Raw genomic sequence first — 24,206 nt, forward strand, 5'->3', positions numbered from 1 at the left:
TTGATAAAATATACTATATAAATAGAAAAAACACGTCAAAAAGAAGCCTTTGCAGTTCCTGCAAAGGCTTTAATACTATGCTTAAACATGAAGCTCAGTTAGGGAATTTCTACATGGCATTCTGAATTAGACTAGTCAAAAAATTTAATTAATTGTCCTTCATACATCAATTTTGTCCAATGAAGAAATAGAGCTAATTTCCGAAAAAATTTTTCCTAAATTGGCAATGCTCCCGTTAACGTATAAACAGCGAGGTATATAAATAGAATTGGCCAAGCATATTTTATATATGTTTTTTGAAAGTCTATAAAGTTGGTTTCAGTAGAAGCAACTAACATATATAGAGCTGGAATAACCGGTGAAATTAAACGAAATGCCTGTCCCACCATAGAAGCTACCGCAGCTTCACCAGCAGAAATCCCATATTGACCCATAACATCTGATATAACGCCGGCAATTCCAAAGTAGAAGGCATCTTGAGGTAAAAATGTAATTGCAGGTGCTGCAATTAACGCGTAAATTGGTGCCATATTTGATCCTAATGATTCTGGAATAATAGCTGTAATAGATGTTGCTAAAGCAGTTGACATCCCACTACCTGTTAAAACACCAGAAAAAACGCCAGCAGCCAAGGTTGCCAAAGCTGGTGCTAAAGCATCTGCTGCTAAAGCATCGAGTCGTTCGTTGATAAGACTCGATGACTTATAGTTTACCGTAAGTGCAATTGCTGCACCTATACTAAACAAAACACCACCATGTGCAACATCCATCACGAGCATAACTAAAATAACAAGCGTTAAAATCAAATTAAAAGCATATAATTTGGGTCTCTTTAATTCAGGATCTTTTAGACGAATAGCGTTTAACATACTTTCCATTTGCTCTGGCGAAATGTCTTTAGCAGTTTTAGGATCAAAATTTAAGCGCTTTCTTTTACTTGTCTACCATAAGAGAAGCGCACCATCTTTCACAGAGTTTTTTATATAGAAACTCTTTTTAAATCAGGTTTAAGAAAGCTATCAAATAATCTTTAAAACGCTTTCAATTATTTGTTCGTATTTTGGAAAATAAGAGATCCTAATTAAGTTCTGTATAGTTCCCTGTTGGATTAAATCTTATTTTGTTAAAATAATTCCAATTAACGTAGGTTGCATCACGACTTCTACAAAGTCTTTTTAGCCCCGTCTATCCTGATTTTAATGAATGTGTTCTATTAAAAGTTTATAACTTTTTTGTTAGTTAATGAGCGTCGACGCTCAAGTTCAACATCCATTTCTGCACGCTTAGCATCGAGGTTATAAAACCACATCGTTATTCCGATAAGTAAACAAATAGCCAGGGGTACCCATATAAAAACCAGTTCAATATAGGTTAAAGTTGTTGAACTTTGTATAGCATTTGGGACATAACCACCCATTTTTAGAATAACTCCTACGAACGCACTCCCCAATCCGAGGCTTACTTTTACAAAAAATCCTTGGAAAGCAGCAATCATACCCGCAATACTTCTATGATTCTTGTATTCTGAATAATCAATAATATCTGGTTGGATTGCAAATGTGGTACCAAAGATGCCATAAATTCCGAGCCCAGTTATCGCCAGTCCTGCTATGAGTAAAATAGGAGAAGACTTCCCGAAATATATTAATAAATCCCCAACAATATAAATGGACGTACTGAAGAGCAGTACATTTTTCTTCGTCATCTTTTTTTGAAGCCAAGGTAAAATAATTAACATCGGTAGTCCTGAAAGAATTCCGAATAGACCAACAAAAGTTAACCAATCCTTGTGGCCAAGATTATAAGTAAAATAGTATATTACGGTTGTATTTCTTATAACAAAAAGAGCGAAATAGAGAAAGTTTAAAATGAAAAAAATAAATGCTTGGTCTGTCAGCCCTTTAAAATCTTGTTTAAAAGAGGATTTTCCAGGTTGAGTTGACGGTGGAATAACCTCTTTCGTACTCATAAAGGTGATTACAAATATTAATACCGAGGCAATGCCATAAATGCTCATTGTAATTAAAAAACCTTTTTGTGTATCTCCATGTCCAAAGAAATCTACTAGAGGTGTTGTAACAGACATTACTAAAGCAGTTCCAATCAACGCACAAATCATTCTAGTAGATACTAAGCAATTACGTTCATGGTTATCTGAAGTTAACCTTGGTACAATTGTATTCAACGGTATATTTACTACCGTATAAGCAATGTTTAATAAGCAATACGTGACATAAGCCCAAATGATTTTTCCCATCATATTGAAATCAGGAACAATAAAGGTCAGTACAGTAAATATAGCAAAAGGAATAGCTCCTATCAGGAAATAGGGTCTTCCTTGACCCCATTTCGTATGTGTCCTATCAACCAATAACCCCATACCAGTATCTGCAAAAGCATCAATTATTTTTGTTACCAACATTAAAGTACCGGCAACTGCTGCTGTTATTCCAAAAACATCGGTATAAAAGAACAAAAGGTAAGATGCCATTGTGCTAAATACCAAATTACACCCTAAATCGCCAACACCATATCCAATTCTCTTTTTCCATTTATCCATGTGTATTACCCCACAATTTTAAATTGTTTTTTGTAGTATACAATCTGCATTATTTTCGAGCGAAATACTTGTTAGCGTTTTCATATCATCTTTTAAGTTGTTGTATATAGATTTGTAAACCTTGTAATAGTCATTATACTTCTCATGACTCTGCTTATTTGGCATGATTTTTTCATCTAATACTTGCCATTGTTTCACATCTTCATAAGATAACAGCCCTGTTCCTATTCCAGCTAGCATGACATCTCCCATATTTGCTTCTACATCATGTATTGGACAAACAATCGGATAGCCCGTGACATCAGCAAAGATTTGTCTCCACAATTTTGATTTTGTTACTCCCCCGGCAAGCAGGATAGACTTACCCAGATTTTCCCCAGTCGCTTCCATTGCATCTCGCAAAGAAAATGCGACCGCTTCCAAAAATGCTCGGTAAATATGAGCTTTTGTATGGGCTAATGAAAGTCCAACAATCGTTCCTTTTGCATCCGAATCCCACACAGGACTTCTTTCTCCCATAAAGTAAGGAAGTACAATTAGACCTTCACTACCAACAGGAATGGTTTCTGCTTGTTCATTTAACACATCATAGGCATTCTTTCCACCGGATTTTTCCACTTCAATTTCAAATTGGCACATTGTTTGACGAAACCATTTTACAATCGCCCCTGCTGTAGCACCACCAGCAAAATAATAAGAAAGCTTTTTTGCATCGTATAGATATGGCCAAACAATCAGATCTTTTCCTTTCACCGGTTTTTCTGAAACCAACGCTGCACACATTGAAGTTCCAATCGCTGCTGCATAAACACCTGGTTCAAATACGCCAAGTCCAATGTTTGCAGCACCGCAATCAATACCACTTGCTATCACTGGCATTCCTTCGGAAAGCCCTAATTCAACTGCGGCTTCTTTCGTTAATCTACCGACAATGTCTGTTGATTCTACAATCTTCTCTGGCATCATTGACAGAGGAATACCCATCTCTTCCATCATTTCTTTAGACCAGCTTCTATTGTTCATATCAAAAATACCGCCGATATTTCCTGCAGAAGAATAATCAATCGCAATTTCTCCTGTTAGTTTATAAATAACGTAATCATTTGGGGGCAAAAATAGCTTTGTCTTTTTCCAGTTTTCTGGTTCATGGTTTTTCATCCATAAGATTTTGGTATAACCATAATAGGGGTCAGCGCCATTGTGAGTAATTTCTAAAAGTCTTTTTTCTCCAATGTTATCTAAAACCCATTTTGTTTCTTCTTCTGCTCTACGATCCATCCAAATCATACAAGGTCTCACCGGTTCCATATTTTCATCTAATGGAATACCAGAACCACCATACAAACCACTGATAGCAATTCCTTGTATTTTCCCCGCAGCAATTCCTGATTTCTGCACTGTATTTTTAATAGAAGTTTTGGCGGCATGAAGCCATACCTCAGGCCATTGCTCAGCCCATAATGGTTTTGGGGTCAATACATCATATTCCTGTAAATCTTGAGCAATTAGATTACCTTCCGTGTCCATTAAAACTGTCTTGGTACCGGATGTTCCGATATCTGTACCGAGTAAATAATGCATATATAGTCCTCCAATCTTGAAAACTAAAATCTGTTAATCTATTAAATACAAGTAAAGGCGCCATCTACTACAAAGTCTGCTCCTGTGGTGAAGCTACTAGTATCTCCAGCAAGATAGACACATATAGATTGAAGTTCTTCTGGTCTTCCCATTCTTTTAAGAGGTGCCATTTGATTCCATTGCTCGATTAAGGGCTGCAAACTTGGAGAATTTAATGTAAGCTCCGTACCCATATAGCCTGGACTAATACAATTCACACGTACATTTCGTGTAGCCCATTCTACTGCCAGAGATTTTGTCAACTGAATTACTCCTGCTTTAGAGGCGTTATAGGAACACTGCGGCTGAGGCACGTTTACAATATGGCCTGACATAGAAGCCGTATTAATGATAGAACCGCCACCTTGCTTTAACATTACTTTTCCAGCTGCTTGAGCTGTTAAAAACACACCAGTTAAATTAATATCAATGACCTTTTTCCATTGATCAAAAGTCATTTCTTCTGCAGGTACATTCATACAGATTCCAGCATTACAGAAGGCAACGTCTATACGACCAAAAACGTTAAGTATTTTTTCAATCATGCTATCTACATCTTCCGGTTTTGTGACATCGGCTTCAATAGCAATCGTTTCAACCTCATGATGTTCTTTTAACTCAGCTGCGGTTTTTTGAGCTGCTTCAAAATCTAGATCCACAATCGCTACATCGGCTCCTGCTTCAGCGAAAGCGATTGCAGCACTCTTTCCAATACCCCTTGCTCCACCTGTGACAAAAATTTTCTTTTCATCCAATCTCATTTTTTCAATGATTCCCATATTCAATTTCCTCTCTTTCAAGAAAGTAGTTTTATAAAATATATTTATAAAATTAATTTATATAATATAACCTTTTTATGTATGAGTCAATATAAAGAAATAGAAAAAGGTGAACTTACCCTTCATTCACCTTGCGAATGTTGTTATTAGTTCAGGTGGTGTGATATATTTTATTTAAATTTAAATAAACTAGTTTTATAAAATATTTACACATAATGAGGTTGTTTGCATGGATAATAATATTACATTTAAAGATATAAAAAAAAGTAACTACTCGTCGATCTACCACCTTATTTATCAAAACGAGAGACTTTCAAAACAAGAGATTGCAAATCAACTTAGTTTGAGTCTGCCAACTGTAACCCAGAATTTAGTTCGTTTAGAAGAGAAAAAATTAATTGAAAAGAGTGGTCAATTTGAATCCTCTGTAGGTAGACGTGCAACTGCCTATGCTATATGCCCACAGGCTCATATTAGTATCGGTGTTGAAATTCTAAAAAAGACAGTTTTCATTTTAGCAATTGATTTGCTTGGTATTGCATTTGCAAAGAGAGAACTATCAATTGAATATTTAAATACAGATCGTTACTTCAAAGAAGTAAGCAATGCTGTAGATGATTTTGTCTCATCTCTTAATGTAAAAAAGGAACAAGTCCTTGGCATTGGTTTTGCAGTACAAGCTTTAACATCAACTGATGGGAAGAGTATTACATATGGAAAAATATTAAACTGTACAGGTTTAGATATTGAGGTATTTTCACAGCACCTAGATTATCCTTGTGTATTTTTCCATGATGCAAAGTGTGCAGCTACTACAGAGTTGTGGATTAGAAATGATATCGGAGACATTATTTATTTGTCAATCGGTACCCATCTTGGGGGGGCTCTTATTATAAATAATCAAATTTATATGGGAAGAGAAGGGCATAGTGGTACGGTAGAACATATGACGGTCGACCCTCATGGAGACCCGTGTTACTGTGGGAAAAAAGGATGTATGGAAACATTTTGTTCTATTAGTGCCCTGTTAGAAGAAGATGAATCATTAGAAGTTTTCTTTAAAGAATTACGATCTGGTAACACTTCCTATCAAGAGAGGTGGACCTCATTTTTAGATGACTTAGCATTTTCAATCAATAATATTAATCTTGTTATTAACAGAGAATTTATTTTAGGTGGACATATATCTCCTTACTTAAAAGAAAAAGACATTGAATTTCTTCATAAAAAAGTTTATGATAAAACCCCATTTCCAAATAATGATTCATTTATCCATATTAGCCGTTCACCTGAAAATGGCGTTCCTATAGGTGCTGCTATACCATTCGTTCAAAATTTTTTAAATACAATTTAATTATGTAGATAAATTATAAGTTAATATTATATTTTTCTTTACTTCTTATAATTTTAGTGACTCAACTCTACATGAATACTAAAGCTTATAATAAAATGCTCTTAACCCAAAAAAAAGAATCCTTTGCTGTTAGAGGCAAGGGATTTTCGTATTCAACGGAATAATGTAGAAAAACTGTGTATTTGTCTACTTAACATAATCACTTAGAGTTTTTTTCTATAGCGATGAGAGTCAGTAATGCTATAGAGATAATAAGAAGAGATTATACATACCTAGGATGAGCTTCACAAAAAATAGTGAAAAAACTATTTTAAATTGGAAATAATACTATTAAATTGCAATCGCTCTCAACTTATTATAGATTAGAGATATCGAAACGTTTCGCCTGGAGGTTTTTACATGGCTACGATGAAGGACATATCTAAAAAAGCTAATGTTTCACTTTCTACTGTGTCGGCTGTAATTAATCAATCAGCATACGTCAGTCCGGGACTTACCAATAGAGTGATGCAGGCAATTGAAGAATTAAATTATAAACCAAATGCAGTAGCGCGAAGCTTGAAAAAAAAGAGAACCAACACGGTTGGTGTTATAGTTTCAAATCTTTCAAATCCCTTTTATCCCCCATTGATCGAAGGTATCGAAGATGTATCGTTTAATAATAATTTCAATGTAATTCTGTGTAATGTATCAAATGGAAATAAAAAGATTTTGACTTATTTAGAACTAATGCTGGAAAAGCAGGTTGACGGTCTCTTATTAGCCAATATTGCTAATTCAGAGGATTTAAATGAAGTTGAAAAAACAGGATTAAAATATGTCTTAATCAACAGAAAACCTCCATTTTATGATAAAAATTTTGTTGGAGTTAATAATCCACTCTCTTCTGAACTAGCAGTTAATCATTTAGTAAGACAAGGTTACAAAAGAATTGCTTTTTTCGGAGGTGATCTGGATATCAATACTGCCAGAGAAAGAAAAGCAGGATTTATAAGCTGCATGACTCAAACTGGATTAGATATTGATCCAATGCTTATCTATGATGGAGAATATTCTTTAGAATCAGGATATACCAATGTGAAAAAGATGATTGAGCAAGTGGAAGTATTACCAGAGGCCATTTGTACTGCAAGTGACATAATAGCTTTCGGAGTGATAAAGGGGCTAAGAGATTCTGGTATTTGTGTTCCGGAGGACATTTCGGTTATTGGAAACGATAACAATTCCTTTTCTGAAAATTTTCTTGTTCCTTTATCTAGTATTGACCATTCTACATATGACATGGGTAAACTATCCATGGAGTTTCTATTAGAAATGATCAAAGAAAAAGATGAAACTCGGGCTAGACAAATCATACTTACCCCATCTTTAGTAGTTCGCGAAAGCTGTGGATATAAAAGAAATAAGATTGATAATCTTTATTAAATCAATCTTAGGGCAACAATTTAAGAAAGTTAAAGGGATTAAATTAATTTAATGCCCCAGATACTATGAAGTAAAAAACACAATCTTGATTTAAAAGCTAAAAATCGGTTTCCAAAAACTTATTCACATATTTGATGACGCGCCTCTATAACGTTTGTTATAGAGGCACGTCTTTAATGCGTCTTAATATTTAACAGCTTGCTTATTAGTTTTTTCATTGTAAAAAAGTGTCGTAGAACCGAACCACAGAATATCAATCAATACCAACGTACGTATTCATCTTTTTATGATTATTAAATCGCTTGATGGTCCTGGTTCTTTTAATATTTTGTAGGTGTGATGACAAAGAAGTTCATACTAATTTTCTTGTTTTTATAGACTCTAAGATCCTAAATTTTTTCTAGGAAAACTTTGTATATTTTATAAGCAATAGTACGTAATATACGTAACTAAACTAGTAAACAAATAGAGAGTATCATCGCACACACCTGCTTATTATTTCAATAGTAGAGGATAAATAACTAATAATATTCTGAAAATTCTTTAGAAACCCCTTGATTTTGTAAGCGTTAACAAATTATAATAAGTACCAGCGAAACGTTTCGCTGTTTTATGCATCGAATTTTAATTATAACTTTTTGATTCTTATTAAAATAGCTATTTAATAAAGAAAACTTCGTATTTTTTAATGATTTATATAGTTTTCGCATTATGTTTTCATCGAAACGTTTCGCTAAAATACCAGTAATGTTAATCAAACGGAGGGATTATTTTGGAAAAATTAATTATTACCGTTGCTCCAACTGGGGCTCAGACAACTCGCAAACATACTCCTTATGTACCTTTTACTCCAAAGGAAATTGCCGATTCTGTTTATGAAGCGTGGCAAGCAGGGGCGTCTATAGCCCATATTCACGTAAGAGATGAAGACGGAAATAATTCTCTTGATTTAGGTACCTATGTAGAAGTCGTTAATCGCATAAAGGATAAATGCGATATTATTATTAACTTAACGACAGCTGGTGGAGTGGCTATGAACGATGAAGATCGTCTTCGAGTATGTGAATTAGGATCTGAGTTGGCAACTTTTGATGCTGGTTCAATGAATTTTGGTAGTGATGTATTTCTTAATTCACCTAATTTTCTGGAGCGCTTGGCAAAAAAAATGAAGGAGTATGAGATAAAGCCTGAGATTGAAATATTCGATGTCGGTATGATTGATAATACCTTGCGAATTGCTAAAAAGGGCTTCATCGACTCCCCATTTCATTTTCAGTTTGTTTTAGGTATAAGGGGAGGGATGCCAGCTACACCCAAGAATTTATTATTTTTAGCTGAAAGTATTCCTGCCGGTTCAACTTGGTCGGCAATTGGAGCAAGTAAAGATCAATTATCTATCAACACAATGAGTATTATAATGGGGGGACATGTTCGCGTAGGAATGGAGGACAGTGTCTATTATCGACAGGGTGAATTGGCGAAAACCAACGCTCAATTTGTAGAAAGAATTGTAGGTTTATCTCAAACTTTAGGAAGAGATGTCGCTACTCCGAACCAAGCTAGAGAAATTTTAGGTTTGGATAATTCAAAGCGCTTGAAGGGATTAAGTAGCATTGGTAAATAATCTAGGAAATCTTGGCTGCTCTTTGCTTTTCCAAGCATCAATCCGGTCAGATTCTTTTAATTCTCCTTAAAATGAGTAAAAGGAGAGAATGAGCACCTCTGAATAAAGTAATATTGTAGATTGAATAATTTCGACCCATCGTGTGGGATCGAAGAAGACACAAAAAAGGCATTAAAAGAGAGTATTATAATTATTCTGAAACTTAAAATTTTAATAGCCTTTTTATTTATTTATCAATTTTAGTAGAAGAAAATGCACTTAATAAACTTGAGTTCATTCAATAAATTAATCATTCTCCAGGGAGGAATACATATGAGAATTGCAATAATGGGTTCAGGTTCCTTAGGAACTATAATAGGAGCCTTAATTACTGCAGGAGGACAAAAAGTAGATTTAATCGATATCAATAAGGAACATGTATCCGCGCTCAATCATTCCGGTGCAAAGATTACTGGCTTTATGGATCTTTGCGTTCCTGTAAAGGCCATGTTACCCCATGAAATTACTGGTCAATATGATTTAGTTTTTTTATTAACTAAACAGGTTTACAATCAGGCTTCTTTAGAACAATTGCTTCCGCATCTTCACTCTACTAGTATCGTCTGTACGTTGCAAAATGGTATACCTGAGGACTTCGTTGCTTCTTATATTGGACATGAAAGAACCATTGGTGGTGTTGTAGGATTTGGTGCTACCTGGCTTGGTCCAGGTGTATCCGAACTTGCAACAGAAACTCGAATTTTAAAAAAATATGCGTTTGATATTGGTGAATTAGATGGATCAATAACTCCTCGACTCAAGGAAGTAAAAAGAATTTTAGATTTAGTTGGTCATTGTGATATCTCTTCTAACATCATGGGAATAAAATGGGCAAAATTATTAATGAATGCAACATTTAGTGGCATGTCAGCTGCATTAGGCTGTTGTTTTGGGAAGGTTTTAGCCAGTGATCCAGCAATGGTTAGCTTAGCCTACATTGCAGACGAAACTATAAAGGTTGCCCATGCTTATGGAATTAAATTAGAGAGGATTCAAGGAAAAGATATGGAGGTTCTTGAACTTCAAGATGAAAATGATATATCTAATAAAATGGATTTTTATCAAGAGGTTTGGGGACCACATAGTAATACAAAAGCGAGCATGTTACAAGACTTGGAAAAGAAAAGAAAAACTGAAATTGACTTTATCAACGGTTTTATTTGTAGAAAGGGGAGGGCGGCAGGAATAAAAACTCCTTATAATGATTTAGTTGTCAAATTAGTGAAGGAAGCTGAAAAAAAAGGTAGTTCTCCAAGATTTACAGATAATATAAAGCACTTTAATCCCAATTTATTAAGTATGCGTAAAATGAGCTTCAGAGAATAGCGTGCTATATAGTCTGAAGTAAAGCCTCCACGGATTTACAGAATAGGGAAGAGGAGCAACCAATAAATAGATTGTGTATTCTATGGGACTTTAAATAATAGATGTTAGATCACTTATAGGCTTCTGAAAATTTCGTAAACGGTCCTTTTTTCATGCGTTTTATATTGTAAAAACTAACTATTTATTAAAAATAAGGAGGATTGTATGGATCTTATTGTTATTCTTTTATCTTTAGGACTGCTTATGTTTATTGCTTATCGAGGGTTTTCAGTAATTCTTTTTGCGCCGCTTTGTGCGTTGTTTGCAGTCTTGTTGACTGAGCCATCATACGTACTCCCTTTCTTTTCTAATATTTTCATGGAAAAGATGGTTGGTTTTGTTAAGTTATATTTTCCGGTGTTCCTTTTAGGAGCTATATTTGGAAAAATAGTTGAAATGTCTGGAGTGGCAAAATCTATTGCTCAAACTATAATCAGTTGGGTGGGACCTAAACGAGCAATTTTAGCTACTGTACTACTAAGTGCAATACTGACTTATAGTGGTGTAAGTTTGTTTGTTGTTGCCTTTGCTGTTTACCCGTTTGCTTCCAACATATTTCGTGAATCAAATATTCCCAAACGCCTGCTCCCCGCAACTATTATTTTAGGGGGCGCAACATTTACGATGGATGCCTTACCTGGAACGCCACAAATACAAAATGTAATTCCTACTACCTTTTTTAAGACAGATATTTACGCTGCTCCAATGCTAGGGATAATTGGTGGGGTTATTGTTTTTTCTGTTGGAATGATTTATTTAGAATCACGTTCTCGAAAGGCTCGCAAAGCTGGAGAAGGATATTCAGGTTTTGAAGGTAATGAAGTAGAAATGGCAGCCACTATCCAGGCTGAAGAGGAGAATTATTCAATAAACCTCAAGACTTCAAACAGCCGTTCTCGTGAACTTCTTGCATTTGTCCCACTAATTCTTGTTGGGGTCACTAATAAATTTTTCACTACGATTATTCCTAAGTGGTATCCAAACGGATTTGATTTCTCTTCCATCGGCCTAGATTCTTTTGGGAAGGTCGAACTTTCCCAGGTTACTGGAATTTGGTCAGTAGAACTTGCCTTATTATTTGGAATAATTTCTACGATATTATATAACTGGAGAGAAGTACAATCCAAATTTAAAGAAGGGATAAGTATTAGCATTGGTGGAGCTTTACTAGCAACCATGAATACAGCCTCCGAATATGGATTTGGCGGTATTATTGCTGCACTTCCTGGCTTTAGCGTTGTTCGAGATGGTGTTTCGCATATATTCACGAATCCACTTGTCAACGGAGCCGTAACAACTAATGTTTTGGCGGGAATTACCGGATCAGCTTCCGGAGGAATGGGGATTGCACTAAGCGTGATGGGTGAAAAGTATATGGAGGCGGCAGCCCAATATAACATTCCTCCAGAAGTCATGCACCGAGTAATTGCAATGGCTTCCGGAGGTATGGATTCACTCCCCCATAACGGAGCAGTCATTACGATCCTTACCGTTTGTGGATTGACACATGTTCAATCGTATCGTGATATTTTTGCTATCACTATTTTGAAAACATTAACTGTTCTCATAGTCATTGGAATTTATAGTTTAACTGGAATCGTTTAATATTTCATTTATTAATACTTTAAAATAGGATAAATAGGAATTTTATTTTGTGTTAAGAGGGTTAAGGGTACTTAAGTGCGGAAAACAGCTAGATTTTTGAAGGGCTGAAATTTGCATCGAATGAGCAGTTATAAGTTATACGCAAAACAAAAGTTAATTTCGTCAGAGAACGTTTCACTGCATGTCAAAATCGTCGATTAATTAGGTTTTTATTTATAAATGATTGTGACAATACCTGAGCTGCATTCCCAAATTCTTCTCATGCTCATGTGAGTGGAACATCTATTTGGGGTAACTTAACAGGATAGGAAAATGAAGGTGTGTTCGGTGCATTAACTAGTTGGGAAACATCCGGTAATCCATTCGAGACTGAACAATTAGATTTGTTCATCTTTGAAGAAGCAGAACCAGTTGAGTTTCCACCTATAAAACAAGAGGGAGCCACAAGATCACTTTTTTTAGTAGGAGCATAGGTTAACCCTCTTGTTTCTGTTGTATAATGTTAATAATTGCAATTACTAAACGACTAAATAAAGCTTTTATATTAAGGCTAATAAGGCTGTAATACCATTTCCATCCTTTTTGCCACTTAATTAGTTTCGTATATTTTTCTGCCCATAACTCAACTAAAAATAGTGAACTGATGGTAAGTACAATCTTATATACAATTTTAAAGGGTTTGTCATTTTTTGTTAAATGATAAAGCCCATATTTGTCGTCAGGTAGAGTAAATGATAAAACATTTATTATTTATGAAATACTTCTCTATTTACTCAATACAAAATGGATTATAAGATTTTAGTAGTGATTGTTCTTAATCAATATACTTTCGATTTCATTAGTATCTTTTGAAATTATTACCTTATCATCAAAATCACTTAACATTTCTAATATTTCCGGCTTACTTTTATTTTCAAAATATGAATTCCACTCAAACATCTTTTTAAATATAAAAAAAGAGGTTTTATAGTTCGCCTTTTCAATACCAACCTTTTGTAAAAAGAATCTTTTTACTATCCGAATATTCCGTTTTGAATAACTTGTATCTAGAAAAATAATCAAATCTGCATTCTTAAAACTTTGAAAAACCCACTTATGATGAACCCCTTCTACAATCCAAGACTCGGAACTGATTATAGTGTTTAAATATTGATCTCTTTCCTCTTCACTTCTCCTAATATCTCCTGTTTTAGCTCTTTTCCAAACAACATTGTCTAGCTCATAAGATGGGATATTTAGTTGTGAAGACAATTTTTTTGCTAATGTTGTCTTTCCACTTCCGACGGAACCTATAATATGTATTTTATGAGGAGATTTAATTTTCAAAGATATCACCACTTAACAAATAGTTATAAAATAGCACTTCTTCATACAGCCGTTATATCCTTTTTCAACACCTAAATTATAGTAGATAATATTGTTTATTAGTTAACATAAAACGTATTACCAGAAGCAAAAAAGCACAAACCTGTAAAAGGTTTGCGCTTTCTTGTTTGTATTTTTAAAATATTTCAAAAATATTTTAAAAAACCTTTATAGTGCTTGATTTTTGACAGTAAGAAATCTCAATATAAATTTCTTATCAGACTAATTTTACAATCGTTCTTCCTCTTACATGCCCTTTTAAAATGTTAGGAAGAACAGTAGGAAGCTGATTTAAATTAATTTCTTGTGAGATAAAATCTTCAAAATTAGATGGCTTAAAATCTGTTGCTATGCGTTTCCATGTTCTTAAACGTTTTTCCATTGGACAGTATACAGAGTCAATTCCAAGTAAATTGACGCCTCTTAAAATGAATGGAAAAACAGTAGAGGCCAGTTTTGTCCCAGCTGTTAACCCACTAACAGCAACTGAACCTCCATATTGAATCTGGCTTAAAACAGAGGAAAGAGGATCTCCACCAACAGGGTCAACGGCTGCAGCCCATTTTTGTGTCCCTAAAGCTTTAACTTTTCCTCCATACGTCATATCCCTTGAAATAATGGTATGAGCTCCGAGTTTTCGTAAATACTCATACTCCGATTCTTTCCCTGTGCTAGCTTCTACCTTATAACCCAGAGAGTTTAAAAATGAGACCGCAAAACTGCCAACGCCACCGGTTGCACCTGTCACAAGAACTTTGCCTTTTTCTGGCGATACTCCATTCTCCTCTAGACGTTGTATAGATAAAGCTGCCGTAAAGCCTGCTGTTCCTACTACAATGGCTTCTTTAAGGGTCAAATTTTCAGGTAAAGGTACAATCCAATCACCTGGAATACTGGCATATTCGCTGTATCCACCAAAATGGGAAACACCTATATCGTAACTTGTTGCAATGACTTCATCTCCTTCATGAAAGCGAGGGTCATTAGAAGAAACGACTACACCTGCTAAATCTACCCCTGGTATAAATGGATAATTTCTTATGATTTTACCATCAGGAGTACCTGCTAGCCCATCTTTATAGTTAATTCCCGAATAATGTACCTTGATTAAGACATCACTCTTAGGCAAAAATTCTAGAGAAATATTTTTTACATTCATTGAAAATTCATCATTAACTTTGTCTACCACTAGCGCTTTGAATTGATCTTTCATTTTGTAATTCCTCCTTTGTGAAACTACTACTAGTATACATTATTATTCTGACCGGTCAAAATTTTTTGACCGGTCAGAATAATTTTTGTTCAAATTTTATAAAATGTTGTATACTAATTTGTACGTTTAGTTTGCTGGAGGTTTATTATGAAGAAAAAAGCAGAAGAGAGAAAGAATCAAATATTAAGAGCAGCTTTCCAAGCTATGTCAGTACAAGGTTATAATTCGGTTACCTTACAGAGTATTGCTGATCATGCAGAAGTTAGTAAAGGAGTCGTCCATTATTATTTTGAGAATAAGGAAGATACCTTATCTCAACTCCTTGAGTGGCTTACAGATAAAATCTATAACTATGAGCTTGCATCAGTGAATTCAGAGTCTACTCCCTTGGGTAAATTAAAAGCTTATGTAAACTCAGTATTTGTCGCCCCTGAGAAAAATGCAAAATTTTATAGAGTTTATTTAGATTTCTTGTCTCAGGCAGGCCAAAATGAAACATATAGAAAAATTAATCATCGTTTTTATCAAAACTGTTGGAACATTACATCTGACATTATTATTTCTGGTCAGAAAACAGGAGTGTTTGAACAGAATATTAATGTAGAAAAGACTTCAAAAACCATGCGCGCTATTATAGATGGATTGCTCATTCAATGGCTAATGAACGAAGATATAAATTCCCATCAATATTACAAAGAGACTTGCTATCAAAGCTTTTTAGACTTGCTAAAAGTTAATTAGATGCTCTTTTTTGACTTTTTAATCTGTCTAAACTGTCTACCTTCTATACTTTAAATGATAAACAAGAAGAACAAAGTCTAAAATTAAACGAAGCTTTGTTCTTTTTTATAATATGTAATTTCCATAAAAATTAGATAACGCAGGATTTGTATCAGAACAAGCATATGTGTTATAAGCTATTAGTAGAAACAATCCAATAATCAAAGTTAGGCATATCGTATGCAAAGCGAGTTACCATAATGTTTTTTATCGGAAATAAAAAATCCTGAAAAGCTCTATTATGAGAACTTTTCAGGATCCTCTACATAAAAATCTACATAACCGCAACTTGAGCAAACATAAGGTACTAACTCACTATAATTACTGTTGTTATTCAATAATCTGCTAGGCGCTTTGTTTATTCCCACTGTTCCAGGGGATGATTGAATACGTGCTTTAGTTAAAGTTGAATCACATTTAGAACAATTTTTACTATACATGTTTATCCTCCACTTAATTCCAATATATAGTCACTTTAACATTTTATATTGCTGTAAATAAAGGATTTTAACTGTGTATATCGTATACAAAGCTAGTTTACATAAACACTCTTTCCGGAAGACACGACAAAAAGAACCCCTTATGTCACAAGGGGTTTAAGAACGGATGATTACTTCCTTTATGCAGCTTTTTATACATCCTTGATATGACGGAGTTCTCTCCAGGTGTGGGTAAAGAAAAAATGTATAAAAAGCGCACCTTTTATACATATGCTCCAACTTATTTAAAATGGTCTTTTTTACAAAATTATGTTATAATTTTCTTAATGATATTTCTACCTTATGAAAAGTAACAAAATAAAAAGCCTCCTCTATCGACGACCAGAGGTGGCTTTTTATTTTGTTAACGATAATATTTACTGAATTTTCTTTTTACAGATTCAGCTATAGATATAATTAGTAGGGAGATAAGTGATGAGATAAAAGCAGTAAAGCTAATTGTCCCTACTCTCATACCGATCCATCCTCCGATAAGGAAACTTACGATAACAACACCCACACTAACTACTCCTACAATTAGAGGTGCTATATATTTAATAGTAGTTTTTTTTCTACTGAGTGCATATGAGAGTACAATTAAACTAGCAATCATAATTATAGAAACTATGTATAAGTCACCCATTATTAACAGCCTTTAAATTTAAGATATCCATACTAGTATATTCTCCTAATGAAGTATCAAATAACGCCTTGCTCAATCATAGCATCAGCCACTTTTATAAATCCGGCAATGTTTGCACCTACGACAAGATTACCAGGAGCGTTGTATTCTTGAGCAGCTTTCTTGCTATTTTGGTATATGCTTTTCATAATCGCATGTAATCTGCTATCGACTTCTTCAAAAGTCCAAGAGAGCCTAGTACTATTTTGAGCCATTTCTAACGCTGATACAGAAACACCACCAGCATTTGCTGCTTTAGCAGGGGCAAATAAAATATTATTCTCTAAGAAAATCTCGACAGCCTCTAATGTAGAGGGCATATTGGCACCTTCACCAATTGCTTTTACTCCATTAGAAACTAATAATTCTGCAGAGTTTTGATCGATTTCATTTTGAGTAGCACATGGTAAAGCAATATCACATGGAACTGTCCAAATTCCATTACAACTTTCCACGTAAATCGCTTCAGGATGATCAGTTACATAAGTACTTATACGTTTTTTTTCTATTTCCTTAATGCGTTTAACTGTCTCTAAGTCAAGACCATTTTTGTCATAGATATAACCATTAGAATCGCTGCACGCAACCACTTTAGCTCCTAGCTGAATCGCTTTTTCAATTGCATAGATTGAGACATTTCCTGACCCTGACACAACAACTGTACTGCCTTCAAAGCTAAGATTATTATCTTTTAACATTTCTTCAACAAAGTAAACTGTTCCGTACCCGGTTGCTTCTTTACGAGCTAAGCTTCCACCATAACTAAGACCTTTACCTGTTAAAACGCCTGCTTCAAAGCTGCCACACATTTTTTTATATTGTCCAAACAAAAAGCCAATTTCTTTACTTCCTACACCAATGTCACCTGCAGGAACATCTGTATCAGGTCCGATATATTTGCTAAGTTCTAGCATAAAGCTTTGACAAAAACGCATTATTTCTCCATCTGATTTACCTTTAGGATCAAAATCAGCGCCGCCTTTACCGCCGCCAATTGGTTGACCAGTTAAAGAGTTTTTAAAAATTTGCTCAAATCCTAAAAATTTAATAATACTTGCGTTGACAGATGGATGAAATCTTAATCCACCCTTATATGGGCCAATTGCGCTGCTATATTGGACGCGAAATCCGCGATTTACTCTAATATTTCCCTGATCATCGACCCACGGTACACGAAAAGAGATGACTCTCTCTGGTTCAACAATTCTCTCCAGAATAGCTTGGTTAATATACTGAGGATTTTTAATGAGAACAGGTATTAAAGAATCGAATACTTCTTTGACCGCCTGATGAAACTCACTTTCATTCGGATTTCGTTTTTTAACTATTTCAAATACTTGATTAACATAATCCTGCACACTTTCTGTATACGTCGATTGATTTTTTTCAATTGTTATCATACTTATCCGTCTCCTATTTATTGATTTATAATGAAAATTTAAAAAATTCTTCGTAATTTTTTTAGGTTGTTATTATAAAATATTTTATAATTGAAATAATGATCGAATCAATATAAAGAAACGATAATATTAATGCGTTTTACGCATTAATTAATAAGGAGGATACAAAATGGACTTTAGACAAATCCGTTATTTTATGGAGGTTGCTACTCGCGAACACGTAACTGAAGCTGCCCATTCTTTACATGTAGCACAGTCCTCGGTAAGTCGACAAATAGTAAATTTAGAAAATGAATTAGAAGTTGATTTGTTTATCAGAGAAGGAAGAAGAGTACATTTAACCCCAATTGGAAAAATATTTTTTGAACGAATGAAACATGCCATGAATGTGATAGATGATGCGAGACGTGAAGTTAAGGAATATTTAGATCCTGAAAAAGGAACAATACGCATTACTTTTCCGATAAGTTTAGCAGCGTATACATTACCAACTGTAATCTATGCATTTAGATTGCGCTATCCGGAAGCAAAATTTCAGTTAAAACAAGCGCTTTACCACGAATTAATTGAAGGTGTAATTAAAGGAGATTTTAATCTTGGTCTAATAGGTCCACTTCCTTTCAAAGAAAAAAAACTTCAACAAAAAATATTATTTACGGAAAATATTGTGGCTCTTTTGCCAATTCACCACCGCCTTGCAAAAGAATCCTCCGTAAAACTTCAAGAACTAGTAGACGAACCGTTTGTTTTATTACCTGAGGGTTTTGTCTTTCGAGATATTGTTGTGAATGCTTGTCAGAATCTTGGCTTCACACCAAATGTTGCCTTTGAGGGGGATGATATCGATGCGTTGAAAGGGTTAGTTTCTGCTGGTTTAGGTGTAACACTCATGCCAGAAGTCACGTTAGTCGATAGCTTGCCACGCTCAACAGTGAAAATACCATTGGTTGAACCAAGCGTAACAAGGACTGTAGGAGTTATTACCCCAAAGGAACGAGCACTACTTCCAACCGAAAAGTTATTTTATGATTTCCTTCAGGAATTTTTCACTAGATTAGATGATTTTAAGAATTAATTTATACTCAAGAAAAATCACGTGATTAGTAAAGAAAAGTAGTATATTACATTTTTAGTTACCATAATCACTTTTTCTGGAATCCAAACAAAAAAGAATTTCTTGAAAACAAGAGATTTAAGAAAGGTTACGATTACGAATTATGCAGCTTTTATACATATGCTTATTCTTATAATAAATCGCTTTCATGAAGAAAATATGTTGTAATTAATTTGCTAACACACACACATTTCATATCTAGTTTTATAAAAAGCTGCCTCTCCTAACGCTCCAAGGCAGCTTTTTATTTTGTTAATAATACTAAATATTTTAGCATCTTGTAATAGATCTAAATGAAAAGTCCGCAAAAGTATACGTTTACGGACTTTTGTTTTGAATATAAAAGCCATCATTCTTTGCGTTCGTTTAAGTACTAAAATAAATTACGAACGTATTCTAAAACACACATACTTTTACGAACGTTTTTGATGAAATCAGTTAGAAGAAAAAACGCAAAGAAGCCTATGTACTTATCAAGATTATATAGGCTTCTAGTAATTAGCATTAATGATATGTATAGTACTAATATTATTATCTCAGTAAATGCTTCATCTTTTCTTCTGTTTCTTTTCCTTGGCGAGGTTGATAAATGGTTACTTTTAATTCAGGTGCATCATATACTTGGAGTGTGATATGGTCCATAATCATTTCTCCTCACTCAAAAATATGAAAATGTGCCAGTTATATATGAACATATGGGCGGTATTTATTGGTTGCAAACGATAGAGATAATTAAAGAAACTAAAAATGCTTACTTAGATATCTCTGCATTCTATACAACGTATGCATTGTCTTTGGCTATACAAGAAATACCTCAGAGAACGTTATTTAGTTCAGATTTCCCATATGGAGATCCATATTTAAATCTGCAAGCTGTGAAGCGTCATACATCGAATCAAGAGGTTGCAGACAGAGTATTAGGTGGGGATATCTCGACTCTGTTAAATATATAAATCCAGCATCTTCTCTTCGCTATTGTTGGGTTTAGGATAACTAGCAGTAAATTTTGAAATTATTTTCTGTCTTAAAATAAAAAGGCAGCCACATAGAGGGCTGCCTTTTAAACAAAATTGAACAACTAGAATTACGTTTTATCATCATATATGACGAATTCCATACGAAATATAGCATATTCTATAGTCCTTCAGCTTCTTAATTCCTCTCTCGAAGATAACTTTAAAGATTCACACTATAAAATCTACTTAACTAATTTCGTTTATTACTAACAAGAGCAACATGTGGAGTTTTACCTTTTGATTTCCTAGATGAAAGATAAACGCCAGCAAAGATAATAAGCAGTCCAACGATTACGTTTGGAGTAATTGTCTCTCCCAGTAGTACATAACCCCATACCATGGCCGAGGCAGGGATTAGGTAAGTAACCGTTGCTGCTAATTCAGGGCCACCATTTTTATTGATATAAAAATAAATCAACTGACCAAACCCTGAGCCAAAACAGCCGAGACCGACAATTGCCAAAATCGGGAGTGGATGAATTAACAAATCTGGTTTGAATGGTTCAGTAATCAACATCCCAACTAAACCGATGATAGCACCTATTAGTAAGGTGAAGCTTGTTATAGTTAGTACCCCCACCTCAGACAGAAACCGTTTTGTTAACTGCCCCGCAAGTCCATAGCAGATACAAGCAACAAGCATTGTTCCAATTCCAACAAACTCTTTTCCGAAAATCTGACCAAATTGAAAATTCATAAGGACAAGTATCCCGAAAAAACCGATAAGAATACCGATCCACTGACGTCCGGTAAGTCGATAAGAAAAAAGAATAAATCCGATAAGACCTGTCCAGATTGGAGTGGTCGCATTCAGAATAGAGGCAGTTGTACTGTTTATCACAGTTTCGCTTAAAGAAATTAAACCCCACGCTAAACCACAGTTAAATATACCAACAACAATCAACGCCTTCCAGGGTAGTTTCCCTTTAACTTCTCTGCGCCTCCACCATAGAAACGGGAGCAAGATGATTGCACCTGCTAGACAACGGAAAAATACAATTCCCCATATACCAGCTGATGGAAGCAGCCACTTCATAAATACAAAAGATAAACCCCAAATGAAACTAAGCCCAATTAAGGCTCCATACAATCGAAACATAATATACCTCCTTACCTCACCAATTATGGAAAGTTTTGTGAGTATTTCATTCCAAAATTTTGTTTTATAGAACATTTCCCAATAATTTTTTAATTTCTATTATCTCGATAACTTTCTCCATGTATAAATTACTTTATTATCTTGTGTCATAATAAAACACCCTTTCGATATAATGTGTTTGAAGTGTTATCAATAACCTCAGAAGCTAGTATAACTCGAATGTCTGTTCTGTGGAATGCTTTTGGAATGTAAGAGCAAGATTACGAAAACGAAAATCATCGTTATGTGATAAAACTAAATGGTGAGTGGTTTATGTGAGGAGGAATAAATGTGGAAATAACAACAAAGGAGAATGTAGATATACAATGGGATGCACCTTACTTTAAAGGAAATAAAGCAAATAAGATTTACTGTTTTCCATGGTGTACGAGTCATTCTAAAGAAAAAACTATATTGGGATTCAACACAAGAAAAGACGCTGAAGACGAAGGATATAAACCCTGCGAAAACTGCTGCTCAATTGTTCCAGAGGGCTCTTGGATTGATTCAGAAGATTATTTAATAATTAAATTGCCTGTAGAATTCGATATTAAAGCAAATCTGGGATATTTATTACGTGAGAAAAATGAATGCATGTTTGAAATTGAAGGTGAAACCATTACACGTGTAATTGCTATTGGAGACAATCGATCTTTAGTACAAACATACGCAAATGATAAGCAACAATTAGTGGTTCATTTTTTAGGTGACACGAGGCCTAAAACAAAACTGAAACGTGCAGAAGTAGTGAGGTATATTCGAGAATGGTTTGACCTTGACAATGATTTAACGTCATTCTATGAAATGGCTGAAAAAGATCCATTACTTATGAAACCTGTACAAGATTTTTATGGGTTGCGTAATGTGGGTATTCCTGATCTATTCGAAGCATTATGTTGGGGTGTCTTAGGTCAACAGATTAATTTATCATATGCTTATACATTAAAAAGACGTTTCGTTGAAAAGTTTGGACAATCAGTGGAATGGAACTCAAAAAAATATTGGATTTTTCCCACTTATGAAGAAGTGGCTAAACTAACAATAGAGGATTTAGCCGATATCAAAATGACTGTTAAAAAATGTGAATATATTATTGGTATTGCTCGTTTAATGGCTAACGGCGAGTTATCAAAAGAAAACTTAATGAAAACGAAAGATTTCAAACGTGTCGAAAAAAGCCTAATTAAAATACGTGGTATAGGACCTTGGACAGCAAATTATGTATTGATGCGCTGTCTACGCTTTCCGAATGCATTTCCTATTGATGATGTAGGACTTATTAATTCCATTAAAACCTTAGCTAACATGGATAGAAAGCCTACGAAGGAAGAAATCATGGAATATTCTATCCCTTGGAAAGATTGGGAGTCGTATGCAACTTTTTATTTGTGGCGTGTACTATATTAATTGCTTTTCTGGTAAAAACCCATTAGAAATTCTACTAGATTTTTAGTTTTTATCAATTAAGACTTATCTACTATATTTAACCATTCAGTAAGCATTGTATTAAATATGTGAGGACTTTCAATTTGTAAATTGCGACCTGCTCCATTTAATGCTATGTAGGAGGTAGACATCTTATATTTTTCCATTAAAGAGAAAGCATCTTTATAACCTATGACACTGTCTTGTTTTCCTACCAAAAACATGGAGGGCTTTTCAAATGTTGGTTCCACAAACCAATTAGAAAAAGAGTAACGTTTACTGATTTTTTTAAATATATCTTTATCTTCTTTTAGATTGCCTATTAATACCTCGGTAATTCCACGTTTATATGTTTGGTCATTAAAAAGAAAAAATTCTGATTCAAACATTATTCTTTCTTCATTTTTTAATGTTTTCCATAAGTCCTGATTTTTTATATGTATTGAACTAGGAGGCAAGAGCCTCTTTGATAATTCTGGGTAAATGACTGGACAGATAAAAAGCATACCGAGAATAGATTGAGGGATCTTTGAAAGAACTCCTCGGGAAAGGTAGCCACCATATGATTCTCCTACTAATAAAAATGGTTGATCACCAATTAATTTTTCTATAAACTTCATCAACGCCTGCAAAATAGCATCAGCACTATAATTTTAACTATAACCTTTGCTTTCACCCATTCCAGGTAAATCAAGATATATACGTTGGTAAGAATGAGTGTTATTGCTAAAGTATGGTTCCATACAACCTTTCATTACATTCATATCGACTCCAAAACCATGGATCATAAGGGTAGGGATACCTTCCCCAACTACTTCATAGTGTAATTCCATACCTTCAAAATTGATGTGCATTTCACCATCTCCTCATTTTTTCTGTAGCTATAAATACGATGTACTTATTAGCAAATAAAAAGGGCCACTTTTAGTAAATATAATCTTTTATATTTTACGTGTAGGAATATTAAACCCCCATGCCTGTACTCTTTCAAATTCTAAGTCACAATACCCTATTATCACATCACTGGAAACACCCGTTTGTTTACGAAAAAAACCCGGCAATAATATGATGGTTTGATGAAGTCGATGGTTCGTTACTCTGTAATTTCCACCATCATCTTTTACATAAGTTATTCTAAACAAAAATTAACCTTCTTTAAAATGATGTAAACGCTAGAATATAATTGACAGTTTTTGCTCAATGTAATTTTACACTTTTGCTTC

At 34.4% G+C, this 24,206-nt stretch carries 20 protein-coding genes and 1 pseudogene; 9 read left to right on the top strand and 12 right to left on the bottom strand.

Annotated features, from left to right (window positions below; all coding sequences use genetic code 11):
* Window positions 1-215 precede the first annotated feature (215 nt).
* The 4 genes from NST66_RS27865 to NST66_RS27880 all read right to left on the bottom strand — a co-directional run bounded on the left by NST66_RS27865 (window position 216) and on the right by NST66_RS27880 (window position 4,959).
* On the bottom strand, window positions 216-878 hold the full coding sequence (locus NST66_RS27865; protein ID WP_340843822.1) for a hypothetical protein: 663 nt from the start codon (window positions 876-878) through the stop codon (window positions 216-218).
* 335 nt (window positions 879-1,213) lie between these two features.
* Entirely contained in the window at window positions 1,214-2,560 is a 1,347-nt protein-coding gene (locus tag NST66_RS27870) for an MFS transporter (RefSeq protein WP_275037684.1), read from the bottom strand.
* An 18-nt stretch (window positions 2,561-2,578) separates the two neighbouring features.
* Window positions 2,579-4,141 (bottom strand): FGGY-family carbohydrate kinase, encoded by a 1,563-nt coding sequence (locus NST66_RS27875; protein WP_340843823.1) that lies wholly within the window; start codon window positions 4,139-4,141, stop codon window positions 2,579-2,581.
* A gap of 41 nt (window positions 4,142-4,182) precedes the next feature.
* Window positions 4,183-4,959 (bottom strand): SDR family oxidoreductase, encoded by a 777-nt coding sequence (locus NST66_RS27880; protein WP_340843824.1) that lies wholly within the window; start codon window positions 4,957-4,959, stop codon window positions 4,183-4,185.
* 229 nt (window positions 4,960-5,188) lie between these two features.
* On the opposite strand from NST66_RS27880, the gene NST66_RS27885 reads away from it, so the two are divergent.
* The 5 genes from NST66_RS27885 to NST66_RS27905 all read left to right on the top strand — a co-directional run bounded on the left by NST66_RS27885 (window position 5,189) and on the right by NST66_RS27905 (window position 12,371).
* Window positions 5,189-6,313: an ROK family transcriptional regulator gene (locus tag NST66_RS27885; RefSeq protein ID WP_340843825.1), complete on the top strand. Its 1,125-nt coding sequence runs from the start codon at window positions 5,189-5,191 to the stop codon at window positions 6,311-6,313.
* A 399-nt stretch (window positions 6,314-6,712) separates the two neighbouring features.
* Window positions 6,713-7,738: a LacI family DNA-binding transcriptional regulator gene (locus NST66_RS27890; protein WP_340843826.1), complete on the top strand. Its 1,026-nt coding sequence runs from the start codon at window positions 6,713-6,715 to the stop codon at window positions 7,736-7,738.
* Between the two features lie 772 nt (window positions 7,739-8,510).
* The gene (locus NST66_RS27895) at window positions 8,511-9,362 is read left to right on the top strand and encodes a BKACE family enzyme (protein WP_340843827.1); all 852 of its coding nucleotides are present in this window, start codon (window positions 8,511-8,513) and stop codon (window positions 9,360-9,362) included.
* Window positions 9,363-9,674: 312 nt separating this feature from the next.
* Entirely contained in the window at window positions 9,675-10,727 is a 1,053-nt protein-coding gene (locus tag NST66_RS27900) for a ketopantoate reductase family protein (protein WP_275037689.1), read from the top strand.
* A gap of 204 nt (window positions 10,728-10,931) precedes the next feature.
* Window positions 10,932-12,371, top strand: coding sequence for a GntP family permease (locus NST66_RS27905; RefSeq protein ID WP_275037690.1), 1,440 nt, complete (start codon window positions 10,932-10,934; stop codon window positions 12,369-12,371).
* A 474-nt stretch (window positions 12,372-12,845) separates the two neighbouring features.
* Here NST66_RS27905 and NST66_RS27910 read toward each other — a convergent pair whose 3' ends face one another.
* The 3 genes from NST66_RS27910 to NST66_RS27920 form a co-directional block, all read right to left on the bottom strand.
* Window positions 12,846-13,121, bottom strand: a complete 276-nt coding sequence (locus NST66_RS27910; RefSeq protein WP_338131422.1) for a CBO0543 family protein — start codon at window positions 13,119-13,121, stop codon at window positions 12,846-12,848.
* A gap of 48 nt (window positions 13,122-13,169) precedes the next feature.
* On the bottom strand, window positions 13,170-13,697 hold the full coding sequence (locus tag NST66_RS27915) for an AAA family ATPase (protein WP_275037691.1): 528 nt from the start codon (window positions 13,695-13,697) through the stop codon (window positions 13,170-13,172).
* A gap of 256 nt (window positions 13,698-13,953) precedes the next feature.
* Window positions 13,954-14,949, bottom strand: coding sequence for an NADPH:quinone oxidoreductase family protein (locus NST66_RS27920; RefSeq protein WP_340843828.1), 996 nt, complete (start codon window positions 14,947-14,949; stop codon window positions 13,954-13,956).
* Between the two features lie 147 nt (window positions 14,950-15,096).
* On the opposite strand from NST66_RS27920, the gene NST66_RS27925 reads away from it, so the two are divergent.
* Entirely contained in the window at window positions 15,097-15,690 is a 594-nt protein-coding gene (locus NST66_RS27925) for a TetR/AcrR family transcriptional regulator (protein ID WP_340843829.1), read from the top strand.
* Window positions 15,691-16,572: 882 nt separating this feature from the next.
* Here NST66_RS27925 and NST66_RS27930 read toward each other — a convergent pair.
* Together NST66_RS27930 and gdhA are read right to left on the bottom strand one after the other, a co-directional pair.
* Window positions 16,573-16,851 (bottom strand): YesK family protein, encoded by a 279-nt coding sequence (locus NST66_RS27930; protein WP_081085184.1) that lies wholly within the window; start codon window positions 16,849-16,851, stop codon window positions 16,573-16,575.
* 56 nt (window positions 16,852-16,907) lie between these two features.
* Window positions 16,908-18,290, bottom strand: coding sequence for an NADP-specific glutamate dehydrogenase (gdhA, locus tag NST66_RS27935; protein WP_047933711.1), 1,383 nt, complete (start codon window positions 18,288-18,290; stop codon window positions 16,908-16,910).
* Between the two features lie 169 nt (window positions 18,291-18,459).
* On the opposite strand from gdhA, the gene NST66_RS27940 reads away from it, so the two are divergent.
* Entirely contained in the window at window positions 18,460-19,365 is a 906-nt protein-coding gene (locus tag NST66_RS27940; protein ID WP_047933710.1) for a LysR family transcriptional regulator, read from the top strand.
* Between the two features lie 710 nt (window positions 19,366-20,075).
* Window positions 20,076-20,357: pseudogene (locus tag NST66_RS27945) on the top strand (amidohydrolase family protein); the annotation flags it as partial.
* Window positions 20,358-20,610: 253 nt separating this feature from the next.
* Here NST66_RS27945 and NST66_RS27950 read toward each other — a convergent pair.
* On the bottom strand, window positions 20,611-21,519 hold the full coding sequence (locus tag NST66_RS27950) for a DMT family transporter (protein ID WP_340843830.1): 909 nt from the start codon (window positions 21,517-21,519) through the stop codon (window positions 20,611-20,613).
* A 330-nt stretch (window positions 21,520-21,849) separates the two neighbouring features.
* Here NST66_RS27950 and NST66_RS27955 point away from each other — a divergent pair, with 330 nt between their 5' ends.
* Entirely contained in the window at window positions 21,850-22,965 is a 1,116-nt protein-coding gene (locus NST66_RS27955) for a DNA glycosylase (RefSeq protein WP_340843832.1), read from the top strand.
* Window positions 22,966-23,021: 56 nt separating this feature from the next.
* Here the strand turns inward: NST66_RS27955 and NST66_RS27960 are convergent, their stop codons facing one another.
* Complete coding sequence (locus NST66_RS27960; protein ID WP_340843833.1) at window positions 23,022-23,603, bottom strand: alpha/beta hydrolase; 582 nt, start codon at window positions 23,601-23,603, stop codon at window positions 23,022-23,024.
* A gap of 33 nt (window positions 23,604-23,636) precedes the next feature.
* Window positions 23,637-23,837 (bottom strand): alpha/beta fold hydrolase, encoded by a 201-nt coding sequence (locus tag NST66_RS27965; protein ID WP_340843834.1) that lies wholly within the window; start codon window positions 23,835-23,837, stop codon window positions 23,637-23,639.
* Window positions 23,838-24,206 lie beyond the last annotated feature (369 nt).

It is taken from the genome of Priestia sp. FSL W8-0524, from assembly GCF_038005965.1.
Taxonomy (GTDB): domain Bacteria; phylum Bacillota; class Bacilli; order Bacillales; family Bacillaceae_H; genus Priestia; species Priestia zanthoxyli.

Excerpts from the sequence above, each read along its gene's own strand:
- NST66_RS27960 (WP_340843833.1), bottom strand. The coding sequence starts at position 23,603 with ATGAAGTTTATAGAAAAATTAATTGGTGATCAACCATTTTTATTAGTA.
- NST66_RS27870 (WP_275037684.1), bottom strand. The coding sequence starts at position 2,560 with ATGGATAAATGGAAAAAGAGAATTGGATATGGTGTTGGCGATTTAGGG.
- NST66_RS27965 (WP_340843834.1), bottom strand. The coding sequence starts at position 23,837 with ATGCACATCAATTTTGAAGGTATGGAATTACACTATGAAGTAGTTGGG.
- NST66_RS27885 (WP_340843825.1), top strand. The coding sequence starts at position 5,189 with ATGGATAATAATATTACATTTAAAGATATAAAAAAAAGTAACTACTCG.
- NST66_RS27865 (WP_340843822.1), bottom strand. The coding sequence starts at position 878 with ATGGAAAGTATGTTAAACGCTATTCGTCTAAAAGATCCTGAATTAAAG.
- NST66_RS27880 (WP_340843824.1), bottom strand. The coding sequence starts at position 4,959 with ATGGGAATCATTGAAAAAATGAGATTGGATGAAAAGAAAATTTTTGTC.
- gdhA (WP_047933711.1), bottom strand. The coding sequence starts at position 18,290 with ATGATAACAATTGAAAAAAATCAATCGACGTATACAGAAAGTGTGCAG.
- NST66_RS27920 (WP_340843828.1), bottom strand. The coding sequence starts at position 14,949 with ATGAAAGATCAATTCAAAGCGCTAGTGGTAGACAAAGTTAATGATGAA.
- NST66_RS27930 (WP_081085184.1), bottom strand. The coding sequence starts at position 16,851 with ATGGGTGACTTATACATAGTTTCTATAATTATGATTGCTAGTTTAATT.
- NST66_RS27950 (WP_340843830.1), bottom strand. The coding sequence starts at position 21,519 with ATGTTTCGATTGTATGGAGCCTTAATTGGGCTTAGTTTCATTTGGGGT.
- NST66_RS27925 (WP_340843829.1), top strand. The coding sequence starts at position 15,097 with ATGAAGAAAAAAGCAGAAGAGAGAAAGAATCAAATATTAAGAGCAGCT.
- NST66_RS27940 (WP_047933710.1), top strand. The coding sequence starts at position 18,460 with ATGGACTTTAGACAAATCCGTTATTTTATGGAGGTTGCTACTCGCGAA.
- NST66_RS27890 (WP_340843826.1), top strand. The coding sequence starts at position 6,713 with ATGGCTACGATGAAGGACATATCTAAAAAAGCTAATGTTTCACTTTCT.
- NST66_RS27905 (WP_275037690.1), top strand. The coding sequence starts at position 10,932 with ATGGATCTTATTGTTATTCTTTTATCTTTAGGACTGCTTATGTTTATT.
- NST66_RS27875 (WP_340843823.1), bottom strand. The coding sequence starts at position 4,141 with ATGCATTATTTACTCGGTACAGATATCGGAACATCCGGTACCAAGACA.
- NST66_RS27900 (WP_275037689.1), top strand. The coding sequence starts at position 9,675 with ATGAGAATTGCAATAATGGGTTCAGGTTCCTTAGGAACTATAATAGGA.